Annotated in this window: 10 protein-coding genes; 7 read left to right on the plus strand and 3 right to left on the minus strand. The window is 70.9% G+C overall.

Annotation, left to right across the window (positions count from 1 at the left end):
- Positions 1-57: 57 nt before the first annotated feature.
- On the plus strand, positions 58-861 hold the full coding sequence (locus tag ON30_RS04365; RefSeq protein ID WP_218006235.1) for a phosphatase: 804 nt from the start codon (positions 58-60) through the stop codon (positions 859-861).
- A gap of 6 nt (positions 862-867) precedes the next feature.
- Here the strand turns inward: ON30_RS04365 and ON30_RS35880 are convergent, their stop codons facing one another.
- Together ON30_RS35880 and ON30_RS04375 are read right to left on the minus strand one after the other, a co-directional pair.
- The gene (locus ON30_RS35880) at positions 868-3,879 is read right to left on the minus strand and encodes a hypothetical protein (protein ID WP_051028924.1); all 3,012 of its coding nucleotides are present in this window, start codon (positions 3,877-3,879) and stop codon (positions 868-870) included.
- Positions 3,880-4,317: 438 nt separating this feature from the next.
- Entirely contained in the window at positions 4,318-5,061 is a 744-nt protein-coding gene (locus tag ON30_RS04375) for a CPBP family intramembrane glutamic endopeptidase (RefSeq protein WP_040704378.1), read from the minus strand.
- A gap of 253 nt (positions 5,062-5,314) precedes the next feature.
- On the opposite strand from ON30_RS04375, the gene ON30_RS04380 reads away from it, so the two are divergent.
- The gene (locus tag ON30_RS04380) at positions 5,315-5,707 is read left to right on the plus strand and encodes a hypothetical protein (protein WP_040704379.1); all 393 of its coding nucleotides are present in this window, start codon (positions 5,315-5,317) and stop codon (positions 5,705-5,707) included.
- A gap of 63 nt (positions 5,708-5,770) precedes the next feature.
- Here ON30_RS04380 and ON30_RS04385 read toward each other — a convergent pair whose 3' ends face one another.
- Positions 5,771-6,709 (minus strand): RluA family pseudouridine synthase, encoded by a 939-nt coding sequence (locus ON30_RS04385; protein WP_040704381.1) that lies wholly within the window; start codon positions 6,707-6,709, stop codon positions 5,771-5,773.
- A gap of 20 nt (positions 6,710-6,729) precedes the next feature.
- Here ON30_RS04385 and ON30_RS04390 point away from each other — a divergent pair, with 20 nt between their 5' ends.
- The 5 genes from ON30_RS04390 to ON30_RS04410 all read left to right on the plus strand — a co-directional run bounded on the left by ON30_RS04390 (position 6,730) and on the right by ON30_RS04410 (position 20,964).
- Complete coding sequence (locus ON30_RS04390; protein ID WP_051028925.1) at positions 6,730-8,433, plus strand: ABC transporter ATP-binding protein; 1,704 nt, start codon at positions 6,730-6,732, stop codon at positions 8,431-8,433.
- A gap of 137 nt (positions 8,434-8,570) precedes the next feature.
- Positions 8,571-9,863, plus strand: a complete 1,293-nt coding sequence (locus ON30_RS04395; RefSeq protein WP_040704383.1) for a SidA/IucD/PvdA family monooxygenase — start codon at positions 8,571-8,573, stop codon at positions 9,861-9,863.
- A 470-nt stretch (positions 9,864-10,333) separates the two neighbouring features.
- Positions 10,334-11,266 (plus strand): methionyl-tRNA formyltransferase, encoded by a 933-nt coding sequence (locus ON30_RS04400; protein ID WP_040704384.1) that lies wholly within the window; start codon positions 10,334-10,336, stop codon positions 11,264-11,266.
- A 97-nt stretch (positions 11,267-11,363) separates the two neighbouring features.
- Positions 11,364-16,442: a non-ribosomal peptide synthetase gene (locus ON30_RS04405; protein WP_040704385.1), complete on the plus strand. Its 5,079-nt coding sequence runs from the start codon at positions 11,364-11,366 to the stop codon at positions 16,440-16,442.
- Positions 16,435-20,964, plus strand: a complete 4,530-nt coding sequence (locus ON30_RS04410) for a non-ribosomal peptide synthetase (RefSeq protein ID WP_040704386.1) — start codon at positions 16,435-16,437, stop codon at positions 20,962-20,964. Before ON30_RS04405 ends, ON30_RS04410 begins: the two co-directional genes overlap by 8 nt.

Raw genomic sequence — 20,964 nt, forward strand, 5'->3', positions numbered from 1 at the left:
GTGGGTCTGGTTTGCTGGAGTGGGTGATCGTGGGCCTGTGACGCGGGAGGTTTCGTAGTGGGTTACGTGCGGATCGAGCGGGATGGGCTGCGGGAGCAGTTGGTGGGGGTCGGGATCGCGGGGGAGGTCGCGACGCCTCGGGAGGGGAATCTGGAGCATTACCGGCGGATGGTGGCGAAGAATCCGCGGTACCAGTTCGGGTTGGTGTTGAAGGACTGGACCTTCGAGGAGATCCTCGACACGATGGTGCGGTTGTGCGGGGTGAATCCCGATCCGCGGCATGTGCGCGGAATCGACACGATCGACCCCGAATTGACCATCGACGCGCTCGAGGCGATGGGGGAGCGGATCGGGCAGGCGGCGGCGCGGCGGGAGACGGTGGTGTTGGCGACCGGGCATCCGGCCACGTTGATGGGGGTGTATCGGGCGGTCGAGGACAGGTTGCGGGCTGCGGGGTGCACGGTGTTGACGCCCGCCGCCGGTTGGTCGTACGAGGCCGAGGAGTATTACGGGTCGCCATATCGCGAACTGCGGTACGAGGGCGGGGTGGCGGCATTGGTCGGGGCGGCAGGGGAGCCCGCGCACACCCACGATCCACGGCCGATGCGAGTCATGTTGCGCGAGTTGACGAACGGGCCGTGGCCGGATCTGATGATCGCCGACCACGGGTGGGCCGGTGCGGCAGGCGAGGCCGGGATCGACACCGTCGGGTTCGCCGACTGCAACGATCCGGCACTGTTCGCGGGCCAGGTCGAAGGCAAGATCCGGGTGACGGTCCCGCTCGACGACGGCATCCGCCCCGCCGAACACTATCTGCCGATGACCGGATACCTGTTGGCGCGAGCGGGATTCACCGACTGAGCCGGTCTAGCCGAGATGCCGGGGGCGGACCTTGGCGACCGAGTCGAGGATCCGCGCCACCGCCGCTGTCGGCACTCCTACTTCGTTGCCGATGCCTGGCGGAGTCCATGACTGGTCGGCGAGGGTGAGGACCTCGGCGACCTGCGCGACCGGCAGGCGCGAGTAGCCGCGCTCGGTGATGGCCCTTGCCACCGACCAGATCTCGACGTCGCCGTCACCGTCGATGTCCACGTCGAGATCCTCGGCGCGCTCGATCTCCTCCACCGCTTCGCGCGCCGCCGCGATGGCGTCGAGGGTGATGCGCGGGTGGCGGGGTTCGGGGCCCGGGTCGGCGGTGAGGGTGAGTTGGTCGTCGGGGTTGATGTCGGCGGTCTTCGCGGCCGGTGCGGCGACGGATTCGGTGCGGCGCGGCGGGCGGGGCGAGTTCGCCTCGGGCCGAGCAGTTTTCGCGGTGGTCGGCTGCGGTTCGGCGGTGCGCGGCGCGGCTACGACCGTCTCGGTCGCCGGGGTGGTTGTGCGCTTGGCGCGAGTTCGCGCGGGTGCGGTCTCGCCACCGCGTGCGGGCGTCGCGGTGCGCGTGGCCTTCGGCGGGCGGCGGCGCTCGACCGGGGACGCGGGCAGGTCCTCGAGGGGGATCAAGGGCAGATCGGCGGCGACTTCCCGCGCTGCCGATTCGCTCGATGCCTCCGCTGCGGGGACCGCGCCCGTGGGTGCGGATTCGAAGGCGTCGGTCACCTCGGACGAGCGCTCGGTACGGGGACCGAGGGTGCCGGCCGCCCGGGGTTGTTCCGTCCGGGATACCTCGGACGAGGCGACATCCATTCGGGCGGTGTGACTTTCCGCTGTGGGCTGCGGGACCGTCGATCCGATCCGGTTCGATACCGCGTCGGGAACCGCTGTGGGGGAGAAGTTCTCGATATCGAGTGCGGAGTATCCGAGGGAGGCGCGGAGTTCGTCGGTCGTCGCTGCGCCCGCTGATGCGGAGTGTTCTTGGTCCGGCGTGGCGCCGCCTTCGAACGCGGGGTGGGGCAGTTCCGAAACCGGGAAAAGGCGCGGTGCCGGAACGGCTTCGGGGTGCGGCAGGTGGGCCGTGGCGAGTGCCGTGCCCGCGGGATGACCGCCGCGGGCGAACGAGCGGGCCGCGCGTTCGTAGGCGAGCGAGGTGACCGAGCCGGGGCCGCGAGTGTTCGTGCGTGCGACCGGTCGTTCGCCCGCTACGCGCTCACGCGTGGGGTGGGGCGCGGCCGTCGTGGTTTCGCGGCCTGCGGGCGATTCGGTGGTGGCGGTCGCGGGAGGTGACGATGGCTCACCGTCTGCGGCCGCGCCCACCGCGCCGGGCTCGACGGCACCGGTTGCTTCGACCGAGAGTCGGACAGTCGCGGCCGTCGCGTGGGTTGGGTGCGATTCAGTCGCGCCGGTCGGACGCTGCTCGCCCGTGACCGCGTTGCCGGTGCGACGGGCCTCATGGGTGAGGTTATCGAGCTCGGCGGCTTCGGTGGCGCGCGTGAAGGGGTTGTCGTGGTTTCCGACGGCCGGGGCGTCGACGGCCGAGGCGGTGTCGAGGTCGGAGGGGTTTGCGGCTGCGCCCTGATCGTTTTCGGGATGCGAAGGGATCAGCGATCCGTCGTTGGGGATGACCGGGGAGTGATCGAGAGAGCCCGCAGGGTGAGAGGTCGAATCGTCGGCGGCGTGCAGGGTGCGGCCGTGCGGGGTGCGCACGGTGCGGCCGTTGGCGCGCGCGGTGCCCGCCGGGCGGGCGACGCTGACGAGTTCGGGGACGAGTGAGCGGTTCTCGGGCCAGCGGGCGGACGGGTGGTTCCCCTCGGAGTCGTTGTGCGGGAATCCGTTGCGGGGATGCGGGCCTGCGCCGTTCACCCACTGGCCGTTGCGCGTGCCGTTGGTTCCGCGCGGGGCGGTGCCGTCCGTGCGCGGGTAGCGGGCATCGCTCGCGGCGTGACCGTTTCGGGTCTCGGCTACCGCGTGGCCGTTGGAAGGGGCACCGGTCTGCCCATCGAGATCGTCTCCGCCGGCGTGACCGTTGCGTGCCCCCGCGACACTGTGTCCGTTGCGTGCCGCGTCGTGGCCCTCGCGTGACGTGTGCCGGACGAGCGGCGTCATCGGGATGTGCGAGGTGAGATCTTCGGTGGTCCGGTCGATTTCCCGATCGGGACCGTGATCGTTCGGTTCGAGCGCGGGATCGTCGACGTAGCGCGCCGGGTCGTAGGTTTCCACGCGTTGGACCTGCACCACCGAGCCCTCGTCGGCGAGGGGCACGCTGTCGATGAGTTGGGCGTAGCGGGCGGCGACCCAGGCGTGCAGCCAGATGACGACGCCGACCATGACGGGGGCGATGGCGAATTCGGCGGCTTTGCCCCAGTGGCCCGCGGCGAGGTGGGGGCCGGTGTTGAGGGCGACGGTGGTGCCGAGCAGGGCGGTCTCGAAGAAGACGACCTTGCCGCGGGGGAGCTCGCGGCCCCAGCGGGCCGCGGTGGTGGCGACGACCATGATGGTGATGATGGGGATGGAGATCATGGCTTCGATGCCGTAGCTGAGCCAGTAGAGCGGGTCGGACATGTCGCCGCTGGGGACGAGGTTGTGCTGCACGTTGACCCCGGCCCAGATCATGCCGAGGACGACGACGCCGATCAGTGCGCGCGAGGACCATTCGGCGCGGCGGTAGAGCTGGGCGAGGCGGGCGTCCTGGTTGGCGACGCGGCGGCGGGCGGCCAGGGCGCGGCGGTGCCAGCGGGCGTCGGCTTCGTCGGCGCGGTCGATGGCGGCGGTGGTGCGGCGGCCGCGTTTCTCGGCGGCGAGTTCGTCCTGTACGGCGCGGCGGCGCTGACCGCGGCGCTGGGTGCGGATCCATTCGGCCAGTTCGCGTTCGGCGCGGATCTCGTCCTCGGACAGGACGTCCACGAGCGCGGCGTCGTGTTGCAGCGGCAGTTTGCCCCGTGCGGTGGCGACGCGGTGGGCGAGGGCGGCGATCTCGGAATTCCCGGTCGACTGGTCGTCGGACATCGCGAACCTTCCCTGAAACGGGTATCGTCCCGACTCATCGGTGGCGACTGGCGTGCTCGAACATATGTTTGAACGTGGTGAGACTAATCCGCCGGGATGCTCGGGTCAATGCCAACGGTCGTGGTTCGGGCGCGTCGGGCCATTCGCGCAGGTGTTTTCCGACGTTTCGGCGCACCGGATTCGATGCGACCGAAAACGTCGTCCCCGTGATCGATTCGAGATCGGTCGTGATCTGTGTGGTGCGTGTCGCATCGGCGGATGTCCGTTGGGTGCGATCGGCGCACGAGGCACACCCGGTTCGCGAATTGTGCGATGTCGCCGGATTGTTGCCGTGAGCGCGAAGGTCTGCCCGGTCAAGTGAGGCGGGTCGAGTGCGTCCCGGGGTGAAGTGCGGGTGCGCGAGGCCGAAGCGGGAACAGGACGCCGACCGAAAGGTGTTCAGCCCAGGGTGGTGTGCCAGACCAGCGCCGCCGCCAGCGCGCCCGCCCCGTTGACCGACCAGTGCAGCGCGATCGGCGCGAGCAGGCTTCCGCTGCGCCGCCGCAGCCAGGTGAAGACGACGCCCGCCGCGGCGGTGGCGACGACGGCGAGCGCGACGCCCGCGATCTGGCCCGCGAGTCCGCCGCCAAGGAATCCGGTGAGTCCGCGATTGGTGGTGGTGAGGCCGAGCGAGGACGCGACGTGCCAGAGGCCGAACAGCAGGGACCCGGCCGCGAACACCCCGCGCACGCCGTAGACGCGGTCGAGGGTGCCGTGCAGGACGCCGCGGAAGGCGAGTTCTTCGGGGATGACCGTCTGCAACGGGATGACGATCATCGAGGCGATGAGCGCGCCGGAGATGGTGGCGTACCGGTCGGCGAGGAAGAACGGGCGGGTGACGGGCAGTAGCGCGCCGATTGCCACGGCGGTCAGCACGACGCCGACGGCCGCGAGTGCGTAGAGCGTGCCGCGTCGCCAGTGCCGCGGTGACAGGCCGAGTTCGGCCCAGCCGAGGCCGCGGCGGCGCACGAGCGCCAGCAGGACCAATGCCGCGACGGGAACGGTGACGATGCTCGCCCACGCGGTGGTGAAGTGCGCGATCAGATTGGTTCCGGCGAGGACGACCACGACCACCGCCACGTCGAGGTAGGCGTGGATTCGGTGACGTCGCGTTGTTTCCGCTACCGGTTCCGTGAGAAGCACCCGGCCCAGTGTACGTATCGATTCGATAACCGCGAGGTGGGCGGCTGAGGTGGTCGTCACCCTCGAAGCAGGTCGAAGGCTGAGGATTTGCCAAGTGCTTCGCGCGTGTCGTGGCGACTCGTGTCACGGTCCGCGCCCGGCCGGTAGGGCCTATCTGACTGAAACATGTTTCAGTTTTTCCGCGAATTCGCCCCGCGATGAACTGGACGGTCGATACAGTTCGCCCACCGAATCGGACACCCAGGAGAACCGCATGAGCACCCCCTCCCGTCTCGCCGCCGGCCTCGCCGTCGCCGCCGCCGCGACCTGCGCCGCCGTCTTCGCCGCACCCCAGGCGGGCGCGACCGTGCAGGACCTCACCGTCGACGGCCGCGTCCTGCAAGCGGGCTGCGTCTACCAGATCACCGCGAAGGTCAACCACTGGTTCGAGGTGTGGTTCTACGACAACGCGCTGATCATCCCGGGCAGTCCGGTCTCCCCGGTCAACGGCGTGGCCACGATCCAGTGGAAGCCGGGCGGGTCGGGCACCCACACGCTCGCCGCGTTGCAGGGCCTGGCCTTCGAGAAGAAGGTGAATGTGGCCGAACCCACGCTGACCGGCAGTGCCACCTGCGGTGCGGGTCCGCTCGCCTGGATGGGTTCCTGACCGACCCGGTTCGACCGGCGCGGCCCTCGGTCGGCGGGCGCCTGACAGGTGCGCCCGCCGGGACTATTCGGCCGCTCCGGCCCACCCGGCATAGTCGGTCCACGCCCGCAACGTGCGCCGCGTCCGGAATCGGCGCGGCGCACCGGTCACCGGGTCGGTGAATTCGAGCGTGGCGGCCAGCAGTTGCAGCGGCCGGGTGAAATCGGTCACCGGTTTGTCGGTGATCTCGGGATAGAACTCGTCGCCGAGGATGGGCACGCCGAGTCCGTTCATGTGCAGGCGCAGTTGGTGGGTGCGTCCGGTGTGCGGGCGCAGGCGGTAGCGGCCGAGTCCGTCACGGTGCTCGAGCAGTTCCACCTCCGTCTCGGCGTTCGGTTCGCCGTCCACCTCGTAGGCCGCGAGCACCTGCTTCTCCTTGACGATGCGACTGCGCACCGTGCGCGGCAGCGCGAGGTCGGGATCGTAGGGGGCGACGGCCTCGTATTCCTTGCGGACCACGCGCCGGTGGAACATGGTCTGGTAGGCGCCGCGCCGGGCGGGGTCGATCACGAACAGCACCAGTCCGGCGGTGACGCGGTCGAGGCGGTGGGCCGGGATCAGATCGGGCAGGTCGAGTTCCTCGCGCAATCGCACGAGCGCGGTCTGGCGGATGTGGCTGCCGCGCGGGATGGTCGCGAGGAAGTGCGGTTTGTCGATGACCAGCAAGGTCTCGTCGCGGTGCACGACATCGATAGCGAAGGGGACCTCGATCTCCTCGGGCAGGTCGCGGTGGAACCAGACCGCTCCGCCGGGCACATAGGGGGCGTCCGGCGCGATCGGCCCGTCGAGGTCGACGATCGCGCCGCTCGCCAACATCTCGTCGATGCGCGCCGGATCGACGCGGGGCAGTCGCTCGACCAGATGGTCGCGGATCGTGGCCCAGGTCCCGTCCTCGGGGAGTCGCAGCCGGGCGGGGTCGAGGCCGAACCGCTTGGGCAGCGGCGGTTGCTGCCTGCGTCTCACGTTCGCTGCGCCCTCATGATGTGTCGAGCCTAGTCGCGACGCTGGCGAGCAAGGAGATCCTCGCCCCGGTGCGCGGGGCGTTGACCGCCGCGAGCGCCGTCATGGCACTGGCCGCGATCTGCACGGTGACGCCGTTCATCCTGATCGTCGCGGCCTGCCGTGAACTGCTCGAACCCGAGGTCGACACCGACGCGGTGTGGCGACTGGTGTGGGCGGCGGTCGCGGTGCTCGCGGTGCGCGGTCTGCTCCAGGCGGGCGCGCTGACCTGGTCGCACCTGGTCGACGCGGGCTATCAGCTGACGGTGCGGCGCGCGCTGGCCGCGAAACTGACCCGGGTGCCGCTGGGTTGGTTCGGCGACCGCACCTCGACCGAGGTGAAGAAGTACCTCCAGGACGACGTCGACGCCCTGCACTATCTGGTCGCGCACGCCCGGTTGGAGTTCGTCGGCGCGCTGGTCGTGCCGTTGGTCACCCTCGGTTACCTGTTCAGCGTCGAGTGGCGGCTGACGTTGGTGCTGCTGGGCCTGCGGATCGCGATCGGGATGCAGCGCGGGTTGCAGACCGGGATCGGTGACCACCTCAACGCGCTGCCGCTGGGGTGGTTCGAGACCCACGGCGCGGGTCCGCTGTCGCGGTTGGCCGTGGAGAACGTGCGCGAGATCCAAGGCGCGGTCGCCTATCTGGTGGCTCGGCTGCTCAACGCCGTCGTGGTGCCGTTGGGCGTCGCGGTCGGCATGATCTTCCTCGAGTGGCGGGTGGCGTTGGCGATGGTGCTGGCCGCGCCGGTCCTGTTGCTGCTCAACGGGGTGGCCGGACGCGCCTACAAGCGGGCCGACGAGCAGGCGCACGCGGCGGCCGAGGAGGCCGACACCCGGGTGCTGGAATTCGCCCAGGCGCAACCGGTGCTGCGGGCCTTCGGCGCGGTGGGCGCGGGCAATCGCGCGCTGGAATCCGCGCTGGCGCGGCAGCGTTCGGCGTATCGGCGGATGGTCGGCACTTCCGTGCCGGGGTTGATCGTGTTCGCGCTGGCCGTGCAGGCGGTGTTCCTGGTGCTGACCTACCTGGTGATCGGCCAGGTCACCGGCGGGTCGATCTCGGCGGCCGCGGCGATCGCGCTGATCGCGGTGAGCGCGCGGTTCATCGAACCGCTCGACCAGGCCGCGCAGTTGGGCAACGGGCTGCGCGCCGCCTCGGCCGCGGTCGACCGGGTGGCGGCGCTGCTGGCCGAACCGGTGCTGCCGGAGGCGGATTCGCCGGTCACCCCGGGCGTGCCCGCGGCCACCGACGACGAGCTCGCGCGCGCGATGCGGGCGGCGCGGGTGGACGAGATCGTGCAACGTCTGCCCGACGGCGCGCGGACGCGGGTCGGCGAGGGCGGCGCGGCGCTGTCGGGCGGTGAGCGGCAACGTGTCTCGATCGCGCGCGCCCTGCTCAAGGACGCGCCGATCGTGCTGCTGGACGAGGCCACGGCCGCTCTGGACCCGCACAGCGAGGCGGTGGTGGTCCGCGGCGTGCACGAAGTGACCCAGGGCAAGACGGTGATCGTCGTCGCGCACCGACTGGCGACCATCGCCCACGCCGATCAGATCCTGTTCGTCGACGGCGGGCGGATCGTGGAGCGCGGGACGCACGCCGATTTGCTGGAAAGCGGTGGGCGCTACGCCGATTTCTGGAACGAGCGTTCGCGGGCGGCGGGTTGGCGTTTGGACGCCGCCGCGGTGTAGCGGGTTCGGAGATTCTCGGCGGTCGGGACCGAGGACGCGCACTAGCTGTAAGGTAAGGCTATGCAAACATAGGCGCGCGGATCGGTCGATGTGGGCACGACCCACGTATGCGACGCGAGTCGGGAGTGGGAGATCTTGTGGGAACACTTGTCGTAGTCGGCGCGGGCCCGAAGGCCCTCGCGGTGGCCGCCAAAGCGCGCGTACTCGGTGAGCTGGGATTGCCCGCGCCGCGGGTGATCGTGGTGGAAGCCTCGACGGTCGGCGGGAATTGGCTGCCCAGCGGCGGGTGGACCGACGGGCAGCACCGTCTGGGTACGAGTCCGGAGAAGGACATCGGCTTCCCGTATCACTCCACTTCGGCGCGCGGTCACAACCGCGCCATCGATGAGGCGATGATGCGCTTCAGTTGGACCTCCTTCCTGGTCGATCAGGGCACCTACGCCGAGTGGATCGATCGCGGCAGGCCCAGCCCGCAGCATGTGACGTGGGCGAAATACCTTCGGTGGGTGGCGGATCGGATCGAGTTGGACCTGGTCATCGCCGAGGTCACCGGTCTGGCGGCGGGCGCGTCGGGCTGGCAGGTCACCGCGACCGCGGCCGACGGGACGGTCATCGAGATCGCCGCCGACGAACTGATGATCACCGGCCCCGGACGCAGTGCCAAGGCGTTGGCTCGGCATCCGAAAGTGCTGAGCGTCTCGGAGTTCTGGGATCTGGCGGGTAAGCGGGAACTGCCGGTCTCCTCGCGGGCCGCGGTCATCGGCGGCGGGGAGACGGCGGGGTCGGCGCTGGACGAGTTGATCCGGCACGGGATGCTGTCGATCTCGGTGATCTCGCCGATGGCGACGATCTACACCCGCGGGGAGAGCTATTTCGAGAACTCGCTGTTCAGCGATCCGATCAAGTGGGCGACGCTGAGCATCCAGGAGCGCCGTGACGTCATCCGCCGCACCGATCGCGGCGTGTTCTCGGTGCGGGTGCAGGAGAGCCTGCTGGTCGACAATCGCGTACATCACATGCAGGGCAGGGTGGTTCGGGTCGCCGATCAAGGCGACGGGGTCGCGTTGACGCTGCGCAACGAGATGCGCCCGGATCAGGTGCACACCTTCGACCTGGTGATCGACGCGACCGGCGGTCAGCCGCTGTGGTTCCTGGATCTGCTCGACGCCAACGCCTCGGACATGGTGGAGATCGCGGTGGGCGGTCAGGTGGATCAGGCGCGCATCGAGGCGTCGATCGGCTACGACCTGGCGGTCTCCGGGTTGGACGCGAAGCTGTACCTGCCGAATCTGGCGGGGCTCGCGCAGGGGCCGGGATTTCCGAATCTCAGCTGTCTGGGCGAACTCTCGGACCGCGTGCTGCGCGGGGCGGCCGCGCCCGCGCGGGCGGCGGTGCGGGAGCGGGCGGGGGCCGGCCAGCCGCCGCGTTAGGGTGACACGCACATTTGGCGACACGCGGACGATCGGATGTCGGTCGCGTGACTCTCCGCACGTCGCGCCCCGGGTGCGCCCCGCGAGGCGGGGGTGCCGAGCGAATTCCTCGCCACCTCCGCGGTCGTCCGGCTGCCCGGGGTAGGTGTCATCGCCGCCCGTTTCGCCTCGGGGCCCCCAGGAAACCCGAGTATGCGCGCAGTTGACACGCCGATTCACGGCCGCGGTACGCGGGTCGCGCCCGATTCTGCCGTAGACGGGCAATTCGGACAAATTCGACAACTGTCGCCACGATCGAAACGGGCGCAGGGGAGTGCATTTCGGCGACTGGATGTGAAAAGGCTTTTGCCGCAAACGCTGGGCGAGTCGTCGGGGTGGCGCTCGAGTGCTGTATCGGCGCGATCGTCGCCCGAAATGAGTCTGCAATAGGCTAGGCTAACCTTTGTATTTCGCCAGGAAGGTTGTTCTCAATGCGTATCGTGTCGTTCGGTTTCCAGACGTGGGGGCGCAAGACACTCCAGGCTCTGATCGACTCGGACCACGAAGTCGTACTCGCCGTGACGCATCCGGCCAGCGACCATTCCTACAAAGGGATCTTCTCCGATTCGGTCGAAGAACTCGCCCGCGCGCACGGCATTCCGGTGCACCTCACCGAACGCGCCGACGAACAGACCATCGACCTGGTCAAGCGCGCCGAACCCGAGGTGATCGTGGTCAACAGTTGGTACACGTGGATGCCCGCCGAACTCTACGACCTGCCCCCGCACGGCACCCTGAACCTGCACGACTCGCTGCTGCCGAAGTTCACCGGATTCTCCCCGGTGCTGTGGGCGCTGATCAGCGGCGCCACCGAAACCGGACTCACCGTGCACCGCATGGACGACGGACTCGACACCGGCGACATCCTCGTCCAGCGCACGATGCCGATCGGCCCGGCCGACACCGGCACCGACCTGGTCGAGCGCGGGATGGAACTCATTCCCGGCGCCGTGCATGAGGCGCTGGCCGCGCTGGAATCCGGCAACGCCCGGTGGCGGCCGCAGAACAAGGCCGAGCGCACCTACTTCCACAAGCGCTCCGAGCGCGACAGCCGCATCGACTGGACCTGGGACGCCGTCGATCTCGAACGGTTCGTGCGCGCGTTGTCCGCCCCGTACCCGCGCGCGTTCACCCACTACCGCGGTGAACGCGTCGAGGTGCTCGCGGCGCGCGTGTCCGAGGCGCACTACGGCGGCACGCCCGGCCGGGTCATCGTGCAGGAGGGCGGCGGCGCGGTGGTGACCGGCGCGCAGGCCCACCGCGGCGGCAATCGCGCGCTGGTGATCACCCGGGTGCGCGTCGCGGGCGTCGACCACGACGGCGCCGAGTTCTTCTCCCGCGGTGGGTATCTCACCGACCAGTGACCTGACCAGCAGGTACCGGTCGCGCGGCGGGCGGTGCCCGACGACGACCGCCGTCCGGTGTGTCCGGACACAGACCCGACAGACGCGAAGGACGGACATGGCAGACGACATTCTCGAGCGCCGCAGAGAGCTACTCCGGAGACGTCTGCGGGAGGAAGGTGTAGCGGCCGCCCCGCGCGAGCGCGAGATCCCGGCTCGGCCCGCGGGCACGCCGAGCGCGCTGTCGGCGGCCCAGCAGCGCATGTGGTTCGTGCAGCGCCTCGATCCCGCCGACACCACGCTCAACGTCTGCGTGGCCTACCGCCTCGACGGACTCGACGACCCGGCCCGCCTGCGCGCCGCGTTCGCCGCGGTCGTGGCCCGCCACGAAGTGCTGCGCACCACCTACCGCGTCGGCGAGGACGGTGAGCCGCAGCAGGTCTCGCGCGCGGACGCCGAACTCGACTGGCGGGAACACGATCTCACCGACCTCGCCGAGGCGGTGCGGCAGCGGCGCGTCGAGGTGCTGGCCCGACGCGAATTCGCCCGCCCCTTCGACCTGTCGGCGGATCTGCCGCTGCGCCCGAGTCTGATCAAGGTGGGCGCGGACGCCCATGTACTGGTGCTGGTCCTGCACCACATCGGCTGGGACGACGACTCGTGGCCGGTGTTCTTCACCGAGCTCAACGCCGCCTACCGGGGCGAGGCGCTGCCCGAGGTCCGCGCCCAGTACGTCGACGTGGAAGTGCTCGGGGCCGCGCACCAGGAGGATGCCGCGAGCCTGGAGTACTGGCGTTCGACGCTGACCCCCCTGCCCGAACGGCTGGAACTGCCGAGCCTGCGCGCGGGTGCGGGCGGCAAGAACGCCGACCGGGTGGTGCGCGCGCTGCCCGCCGAGCTGATGGAGTCGGTGGCCGCGGTCGGCCGGGCCCATTCGGCCACCCCGTACATGGTGCTGCTGGCCGGCTTCCAGGCGCTGGTGCATCGCTACACCGCGGCGACCGACTTCCTCGTCGCGATGCCGGTCACCAACCGGCGCGACGCCGACGCCGAGGCGCTGATCGGTTACTTCGGCAATTCGCTGCTGATCCGCGCCACGCCCGCGGCCGCGCAGAGCTTCGCCGATCTGGTCGAGGCCACCCGTGACGCGCTGGTCGGGGCGTTCACCCATCAGCACATCGGCGTGGACCGGGTGATCGCGGCGGTCAGCCCGGATCGGCCGGCGGGAAGCGACGCGATGGAACAGCTGGTCCAGCTCAGTTTCAGCGTGCGCGGCGCGGCCAACGGCTTCGATCTTCCCGGCGTCACCGCGACCGAACTGTCGCTGGGCAGTGTCGTCGCGCGGGAGCCGCTGGGCCTGATGGTGGTCACCGACGAGGCGGGCGCGCGGGTCGAGGCCACCTACCAGGTGGACGAACTCGACCGCGGCCTGGTGAGCAGGCTGCTCGACCATTTCACCCAGGTGCTCGACAGCGCGCTGCGCGATCCGGCGCGGGCCCTGCGCGAGCTGGACATGCTCGGCGAGGTCGACCGGCGTGAGCTGCTGGCGATCTCGCACGGCGCCGAGGTCCCGGAAGAACCGACCACCATGGTCGCGATGTTCGAGCGCCGGGTGGCCGCCACGCCCGAGGCGATCGCGCTGGTCTCCGACGAGGTCGAGCTGACCTTCGCCGGACTCGACGCGCGCGCGAACCGCTTGGCCCACCACCTGATCGGCCTGGGCGTCGGTCCGGAGGATCTGGTCGCGCTGCGCATGGCGACCTCGGTGGAATTCGTCGTCTCGGTGCTGGCCGCACAGAAGGCGGGCGCGGCCTACCTCCCGATCGATCCCGCCTATCCGGCCGAGCGGACCGAATACCTGCTGGCCGACGCGCGGCCCACCCTGACCCTGGACGCGGAATCGCTGCGGGCGGCCGAAGCGGCGGCCGCGGACGCGCCCGACCGCGCGCCCGTCGACGCCGACCGCACGGTGGCCCTGCATCCCGGCAACCTCGCCTACGTCATCTACACCTCCGGTTCCACCGGTAAGCCCAAGGGTGTCCCGGTGCCGCACGAGGCCATCGCCGAACACCTGTCGGGATTCGTCGCCGAATGGGATCTCACCCCGGACGACCGTGTCCTGCAATCGACTTCGGTGAGTTTCGACGCCTCGCTGCTCGACATCTTCGTCACCCTGAGCGCGGGCGCGCGCGTGGTGGTCCCGAAGGCCAACGCCTACCGCGACATCCCGTACCTGGCGGATCTGGTGACTCGCCACGGCGTCACGGTGCTGCACATGGTGCCCTCGATGCTGGCCACCCTGCTGGTGCTGCCCGAGGTCAACGACTGGCGCACACTGCGTCGCGTCCCGGTCGGCGGCGAGGCGCTGCCCGGCGAGGTCGCCGACCGTTTCGCCGCGCAGTTCGAGGCCGACCTGCGCAATCACTACGGCCCCACCGAGGCCGTGGTGTGCTCGACGCACATGGAGGTCAGGGGCCCGCAGGGCACCGGCATCGTGCCGATCGGCCTGCCCAACCGCAACGTCACGGCCTATCTGCTCGACGAGGCGTTGCAGTTGGTGCCCTCCGGTGTCGTCGGCGAGATCTACCTGGGCGGACGGCAATTGGCGCGCGGCTACCTGCGCAGGCCCGGCCTGACCGCGGAACGGTTCGTGGCCGACCCGTTCACCGACGGCGGACGGCTGTATCGCACCGGTGACCTGGCCCGGCGCAACGACGCCGGGGAGATCGAATTCATCGGCCGCGCCGACGAACAGGTCAAGGTGCGCGGACACCGGATCGAACTCGGCGAGGTCGAGGCGACCGTCACCGATCATCCGTCGGTCGCGCACTGCGTGGTGATCGTGGCCGAGCACCAGATGCTCGGCCCGGTGCTGGCGGCCTATGTCGTGCCCGCCGCGGGCGCGGAGGTCGACCCCGACGCGTTGCGCGCGCACGTGGCGGCCGCGCTGCCGGAGTACATGGTCCCGGCGGCTTTCGCGGTCATCGACTCGGTGCCGCTCACCGCGCACGGCAAACTGGACCGCCGCGCGCTGCCCGCACCGGCCTTCGCCGAGGTGCGCGCCTACCGCGAGCCGTCGACCCCGACCGAACACCGCATCGCGGAACTGTTCGCGACGCTGTTCCAGCGCGAGCGCGTCGGCGCGGACGACTCCTTCTTCGAACTCGGCGGCCATTCGCTGCTCGCGGCCCGGCTGATCACCATGATCCGCGCCGAATTCGGCATCGAGATCGATATGCGGGTGCCCTTCGACAAGCCGACCGTCAGCGCGCTGGCCGCGCATCTTGTCGCGGCCTTCCAGGCCGAATTCGAGATCGACCTGGACGAGATCGACGGCCTGGACGACGATTTCGCCGAGCCGACGCCGGTGGTGGTCGACCGCGCGGCCAAACCGCCGTTGGTGCGCCGGGACCGTCCGCGCCACGTCCCGTTGTCCTACTCCCAGCGCGTCTACTGGTTGCAGCGGCGGTTGGAAGGCGCGATCGACGGCGAGAACGTCAGCTACCCCATGCGTTTCGACGGCCCGCTGGATCTGGACGCGCTGCGCGCCGCCATCGACGACACGGTGGCCCGGCACGAATCGCTGCGCACGAGTTTCCCCGAGCACGAGGGCACCCCGTACCAGTTGATCGCCCCGCCCGCGCCGGTGACGGTGCCGCTGGTCGACCTGAGCGAGGCCGACGACGTCGACGCGGAATTGCGGCGGGAACTGGCCGCGGACTGGGACATCGTCTTCGACCTCGCCGCCGAATCGGTGGTCCGGTTCCGGGTGCTGCGGCTCGGGCCGCAGGTCCATGTGCTGTCGATCCTGATGCACCACATCATCGCCGACATGCGGTCGTGCCAGATCTTCCTCGACGATCTGACCGTCGCCTATCGGGCGCGGCTGGCCGGACAGGGGCCGGGCTGGGACGACTTGCCGCTCCAGTTCGCCGATTTCGCGATGTGGCAGCGCGAGATCTACGACCGGGGCGCGAATCGCGAGGTCAGCCCGTACGGTCAGGCGCAGCTCGACTACTGGCGCGAGCGGTTGGACGGCCTGCCCGACGAGATCGCGGTGGCCCACGACCACCCGCGTCCGCCGGTGCTCGGCCGCGACGGCATCGCCGCCAACCGGGTGCTGCCCGCGCGGGTCTGGAACACCCTGCGGTCCCGGGCCGAGTCGGCCGGCGCCACCGAATTCATGCTGTGCCAGGCGGTCAGCGCCGCCGTGGTGAACATCCTGGGCGGCTTCGAGGACGTCGCGGTGGGCGCGGCGGTCGCCAACCGGATCGGTCAGACCACCGACGAACTCGTCGGCCTGTTCGCCAACGTCATGGTGATGCGCCACGATGTGTCCGGCCGCCCGACCCCGCGCACTCTGCTCGACCGGGTCCGGCACGCGGGCCTGGACGCGATCACCCACCAGGGCGTGCCCTTCGAGCGGTTGGTGGAATCGCTGAATCCGCCGCGCTCGCTGTCGCGCAACCCGCTGTTCCAGGTGATGATGCACTTCCGGCACCGCCCCGTGCCGGTGCCGTTCACCGCCGACGGGGCGACCACGATGGCGGGCATCGCCGGGTACTACGACGTCTCGTTCATGGACTTCCACCTGGACTACTCGGTGGACACCACCGGTGACCTGGTCGCGCGCGTCGTGGTCAACCCGGACCTGTACCTGGCCGAGACCGGTCAGGTCTTCGCCGACGTGCTGATCGGGGTCCTGCGGGCTTTCGCCGAACAGCCCGAGACGCCGCTGGCCGACCTGGACCTGCTGCCCGCGGGCTGGGACACCGGTCGCTCGGTCGCCCACCACAGCGCGCGCGCCGCGACGATGGCGGAACCCGGTTTCGTCGCACCGGCCACCGACACCGAACGCGCGCTGGTCGCGATCCTCGAGGATCTGCTCGAGATCACCGAGGTGGGCCGCGAGGACGGGTTCTTCGGGCTGGGCGGCGACAGCGTCATCGCGATCAAGTGGGCGGGCCGCGCCGCCGAATCGGGTCTGCCGCTGACCCCGCAGATGGTGTTCGAGCACTTCACGATCGCCGAATTGGCGGCGGCGGTGGACGAGGCCGTGGCGAATCCGCCGGAGGTCGCCGAGGCCGCCGCCGACGAGGGTGAACACGCGCCGATGTCGGCCTCGGGCCTGGACGCCGACGCGCTCGCGGCCCTGCGGAACTCCTTCGCCGCGCGGTCGGGGGACGCGGGTGAGTGAGATCGAGGACGTCCTCGCGCTGAGCCCGTTGCAGGAGGGACTGTTCTCGCTGTCCCGCCTCAGCGGCGCGGGGCAGGACGTCTACACGATCCCGTTCCTCATCGACGTGGACGGCCCGCTGGACACCGACCTGCTGCGGCGGTGTCTGGAGGCGCTGTTGCGCCGCCACCCGAATCTGCGCGCCGTCTTCTGGGATCGCGACGTCCCCAAGCCGGTGCAGATCGTGCCGCGGCAGGTGGATCTGCCGTGGTCGGAGCGCACGGCCGACGACGCCGACCTGGACCGGGTGGAGGCCGAGGAACTGGCGCGGCCCTTCGATCTCGGCGTCGGACCGTCACTGCGGGCCACGCTGGTCACGCTCCCGCCTGCCGCCGACGGGACCGAACGCCGCAGGCTGATCCTGACCATCCACCACATCCTGCTCGACGGTTGGTCGCTCGGGGTGCTGTTCACCGAGTTGCGCGCGCTGTACGCGGCGGGCGGCGCGGCCGACGCCCTGCCGCCCGCGCGGCCCTACCGCGACTACATCGGCTGGCTCGGCGCGAAGGACATGTCGGCCGCGCAGGACTGGTGGTCCGCGCGGTTGGCCGCGCTGAGCGGCCCGCTCATGGTGGCCGACGGCGGTTCCGGGATGGGCATCGCGGGCCGGGAGGACGCGGCGGCCGCCGAGGTCGCGCGGTTCGTCCTGGACCGCGCGGCCACCGCCCGCCTGCGGGACTGGGCGCGCGGACACGGTCTGACGGTGAACTCGGCCGTGCAGTTCGCGTGGACGCTTCTGCTGTCGCGGCTCACCGACCGCCTCGACGTCGTCTACGGCACCATCGTGACGGGTCGCCCGGAGTCGATCACGGGCGTGGACCGCATGATCGGCCTGTTCCTCAACACCATTCCGGTGCCGTTCCGCCTCGACCCGGAGGCGTCCGTCGTCGCCGAATGCCGTCGGTTGCAGAAGGAATCGGCGGCCATGCGTGACGTCGGGTACCTGAGTCTGTCGGCGGTGCAGCGCGCGGCCGGCCACAGTTCGCTGTTCGACACCATGTTCGTGTTCCAGAACGCGCCGATGGACGTGATCGGCGCGAATACGGTGGGGGAGATCACCTTCCGGCCGCTGATGGCCAAGAACCTCACCCACTACCCGCTGACCGTGGTCGCCTACGCCCACGAGGACGAGCTGACGGTGGTGGTGGAGGCCGTCGCCGAGGCGATACCGTACCTGTCCGACGACATCGGCGCGGCCATGCTGACCGTGTTGGAGCGGCTTCCCGACAGCGCCGACCGGCGCACCGACGACCTCGACGTGCTGCCCGAGGCGGCGCGCGGCCTGTCGACCCCGGAACCGGCCGATGGCGAGGCCGGGGCCACCCTGTTCGAGCTGTTCGAGCGCGCCGCCGCGGCCACCCCCGCTGCCGTCGCGCTCACCACCGGGACGGTCACGCTGACCTACCGCGAGCTGGCCGAGCGAGCCAAGGGGCTGGCCCACGAGCTGGTCGCGCGCGGGCTGGGCCCGGAGGACGTCGTCGCGGTGCGCGTCCCGCGCGACGAACGGGCGATCATCGCCGTGTTCGGCGTGCTCGCGGCGGGTGCGGCCTACGTCCCGCTCGATCCCGATCTGCCCGCCGAACGCGTGGCCTCGATTGTGCGCCAAGCGAATCCGGCGCTGGCCGTGGTCGCCGGGGGCGGGGCGGATCTCGGTGACATCCCGTTGCTGGACCTGACCGAGTTCGATCTGATCGCGCGGGCGAGGGCCGAATTGCCCGCCGTCGCCCGCGATCCCGCGCACGCCGCCTACGTCATCTTCACTTCGGGGTCGACCGGCGAGCCCAAGGGGGTGGTGAATTCGCACGCCGCCGTGGTGTCCTATTTCGCCGACCACCGCGCGCGGGTGTACCGGCCCGCCGCGGCCCGCCTGGGTCGGCCGCTGCGCATCGCGCACGCCTGGTCGCTGAGTTTCGACGCCTCCTGGCAGCCCATGATCGGGCTGCTCGACGGCCACGGCCTGCACCTGTTCGACGAGGTCGCCATGCGGGACGCGCGAGTGCTGGTCGAGGGCCTGCGCGCGCACGGCGTCGACATGATCGACACCACGCCGTCGATGTTCCGCCAGTTGGCGGCCGCCGGACTGCTCGAGGAGCCGCCCGCGGTGCTCGCCCTCGGTGGCGAGGCCATCGACACCGCGCTGTGGGCGCGGTTGCGCGGGCTGCGCGGCGTGGCCGTGCACAACTGCTACGGGCCGACCGAGACCACCGTCGAAGCCGTCGTCGCGGACGTCACCGCGCGGGCCGACCTGCACGAGCCCACCATCGGCGCGCCGACCGCGGGAACCTCGGCCCACGTGCTGGATTCGCGGCTTCGTCCGGTCCCGGTCGGCGTGGTCGGCGAACTGTATCTGGCGGGTCCGCAGGTGGCCCGCGGCTACCTCGGCCGTCCGGCGGGGACGGCGGGGCGGTTCGTGGCCGATCCGTTCGGCGCGGGCGGGCGGATGTACCGCACCGGCGACCTGGTGCGTCGCCTGCCGACCGGAACCCTGGGCTATCTGGGCCGCGCCGACGACCAGGTCAAGATCCGCGGCTACCGCATCGAGATCGGCGAGGTCGAGACGGCTCTGCGCGGCCTGCCCGGCGTCACGGCCGCCGCCGCGATCGTGGTGCGGCGCGGTGACGCGGTGACCCTGGTCGGATTCGTGGTGGCCGAATTCGGTCATATCGCCGACCCGGTGGCCGCGCGCACCCGATTGAGACAGCGACTGCCCTCCTACATGATTCCCGCGCGCCTGGTGGCGCTGCCCGAACTGCCGGTCAACGCCAACGGCAAGACCGACGTGCGCGCGCTGGCCGCCGCGGCCGACCGCGCGCAGGCAGGCGAGGGCTCCGCGGCCGCCGACGGTCCGCGCACCGAGACCGAGAAGACCTTGCGCACCGTGCTCACCGAGGTTTTCGACGGCCGGGCGCCCGGGATGGCGGAGGACTTCTTCGCGCTCGGCATGGACAGCATCGTGGCGATCTCGCTGGTCAACAAGGCGCGCAGGCACGGGCTCGCGCTCGAGGTGCGGATGGTCGTCACCGCGCCCACCATCCGCGACCTGGCCGCCGCGATCGACGCCGCCGATCGGATTCCGGCCGCGCCCGGTGACACCGAGGCGTACGGTCCGGTCCCGCCGCTGCCGATCGTGCGGTGGATGCTGGGCAGGCCGCACTACCGCAGGCTGGCCCAGCAGGTGCTGGTCGGCCTGCCCGAGGCGCTCACCGAACCGGATCTGGTGGCGGTGCTGCAAGCGGTGCTCGACGGTCACCCGACCCTGCGCGGTCGGCTGGCCGACACCGCGGACGGTCCGCGCCTGCACACTCGCGAACCGGGCGCGGTCACCGCGGCCCAGGTCCTGACGGTCGCCGAATACGACCCTGCCGCAGGTGAATTCGTGGATCTGCTGGCCGCGCGGGTGGCCTCCGCCGTCGACGGGCTCGATCCGCGCGGCGGTGACCTGGTCCGCGCGGTGTGGCTGCGCGGCGCGCCGGGCGGCGACCTGCTGGCCCTGGTCGTGCACCACCTCGCGGTCGACGTGGTCTCGTGGGGCATCCTGCTGGCCGACCTGGCCGCCGCCTGGGATCAGGTGGCGGCGGGTGCGGTCCCCAAGGCGGTCACCGAGACCACCTCCTACCGGCAGTGGAGTCGGCTCGTGTCCGAGCGCGCGTCGAGCGCCGAGGTGCTCGACCAGCGCGACTACTGGACCGCCCAGGTGAGCGCGCCCGACCCGGCGGTGGGCAGTCGGCTCCCGACCGACGCCGACACCTGGGCCACCCTGCGCCTCACTTCCGCGTCGGTCCCCGCCGAGCACACCGAGCGACTGCTCCGCGCGGGCGGCGTCGACGGTCCGCGCGAATTCCTCTTGGCCGCGCTGACGTTGACCCTGGCCTCCTGGCGGGTGGAACGCGGCCAAGACCACCGCGACGGCGCGCTGATCGGCCTGGAGAGCCACGGCCGCGCCGACGCGGTGGTCGGCGCGGACACCTCGGGCACCGTCGGGTGGTTCTCGGCCACCTATCCGGCGCGCCTCGGCGCGGGGCCGCTCGCCGTCGACGTGGCACGGGCCGAAGCGGAACCGGAAGCCGCGCGCGCCCTGCTGGATTCGGTGCGCGAGCACTTGGCCGCCGTCCCGGCGCGGGGCCTGGATTTCGGACTGCTCGACGCCGCGTCGGCCGTGCCCGATCGCGCCCCGCAGGTCGAATTCAACTACCTCGGCCGCGCCGACCTCGGCGGCGGCGGTGCGCGGGCCTGGTCGATGATCACCGATCCCGCCTTGGCCGCCGCGCTGCCGATCGCGCCGGAACCCGATCTGCCGCTGCGGTATTCGATCGGGCTGATCGCGGCCGTCCACCCCGGCGTCGCCGGGCCCGAACTGGTGGCCACCTGGCGCTGGAGCGCGGCCCTGTTCGACGCCGCCGACATCGACCGTCTCATCGAACTCTGGGAGCGCGGCGTCGCGGTCCTGGCGACCGTTCTCGGGGGGAGTCACGGAAGTGAGTAG

Origin of the sequence: Nocardia takedensis NBRC 100417 (assembly GCF_000308695.1) — a bacterium.
Classification (GTDB): Bacteria; Actinomycetota; Actinomycetes; order Mycobacteriales; family Mycobacteriaceae; genus Nocardia; species Nocardia takedensis.

What these genes read in the sequence shown, in the direction of transcription:
- ON30_RS04400 (WP_040704384.1), top strand. Translation starts at nt 10,334, where the DNA reads ATGCGTATCGTGTCGTTCGGTTTCCAGACGTGGGGGCGCAAGACACTC.
- ON30_RS04405 (WP_040704385.1), top strand. Translation starts at nt 11,364, where the DNA reads ATGGCAGACGACATTCTCGAGCGCCGCAGAGAGCTACTCCGGAGACGT.
- ON30_RS04380 (WP_040704379.1), top strand. Translation starts at nt 5,315, where the DNA reads ATGAGCACCCCCTCCCGTCTCGCCGCCGGCCTCGCCGTCGCCGCCGCC.
- ON30_RS35880 (WP_051028924.1), bottom strand. Translation starts at nt 3,879, where the DNA reads ATGTCCGACGACCAGTCGACCGGGAATTCCGAGATCGCCGCCCTCGCC.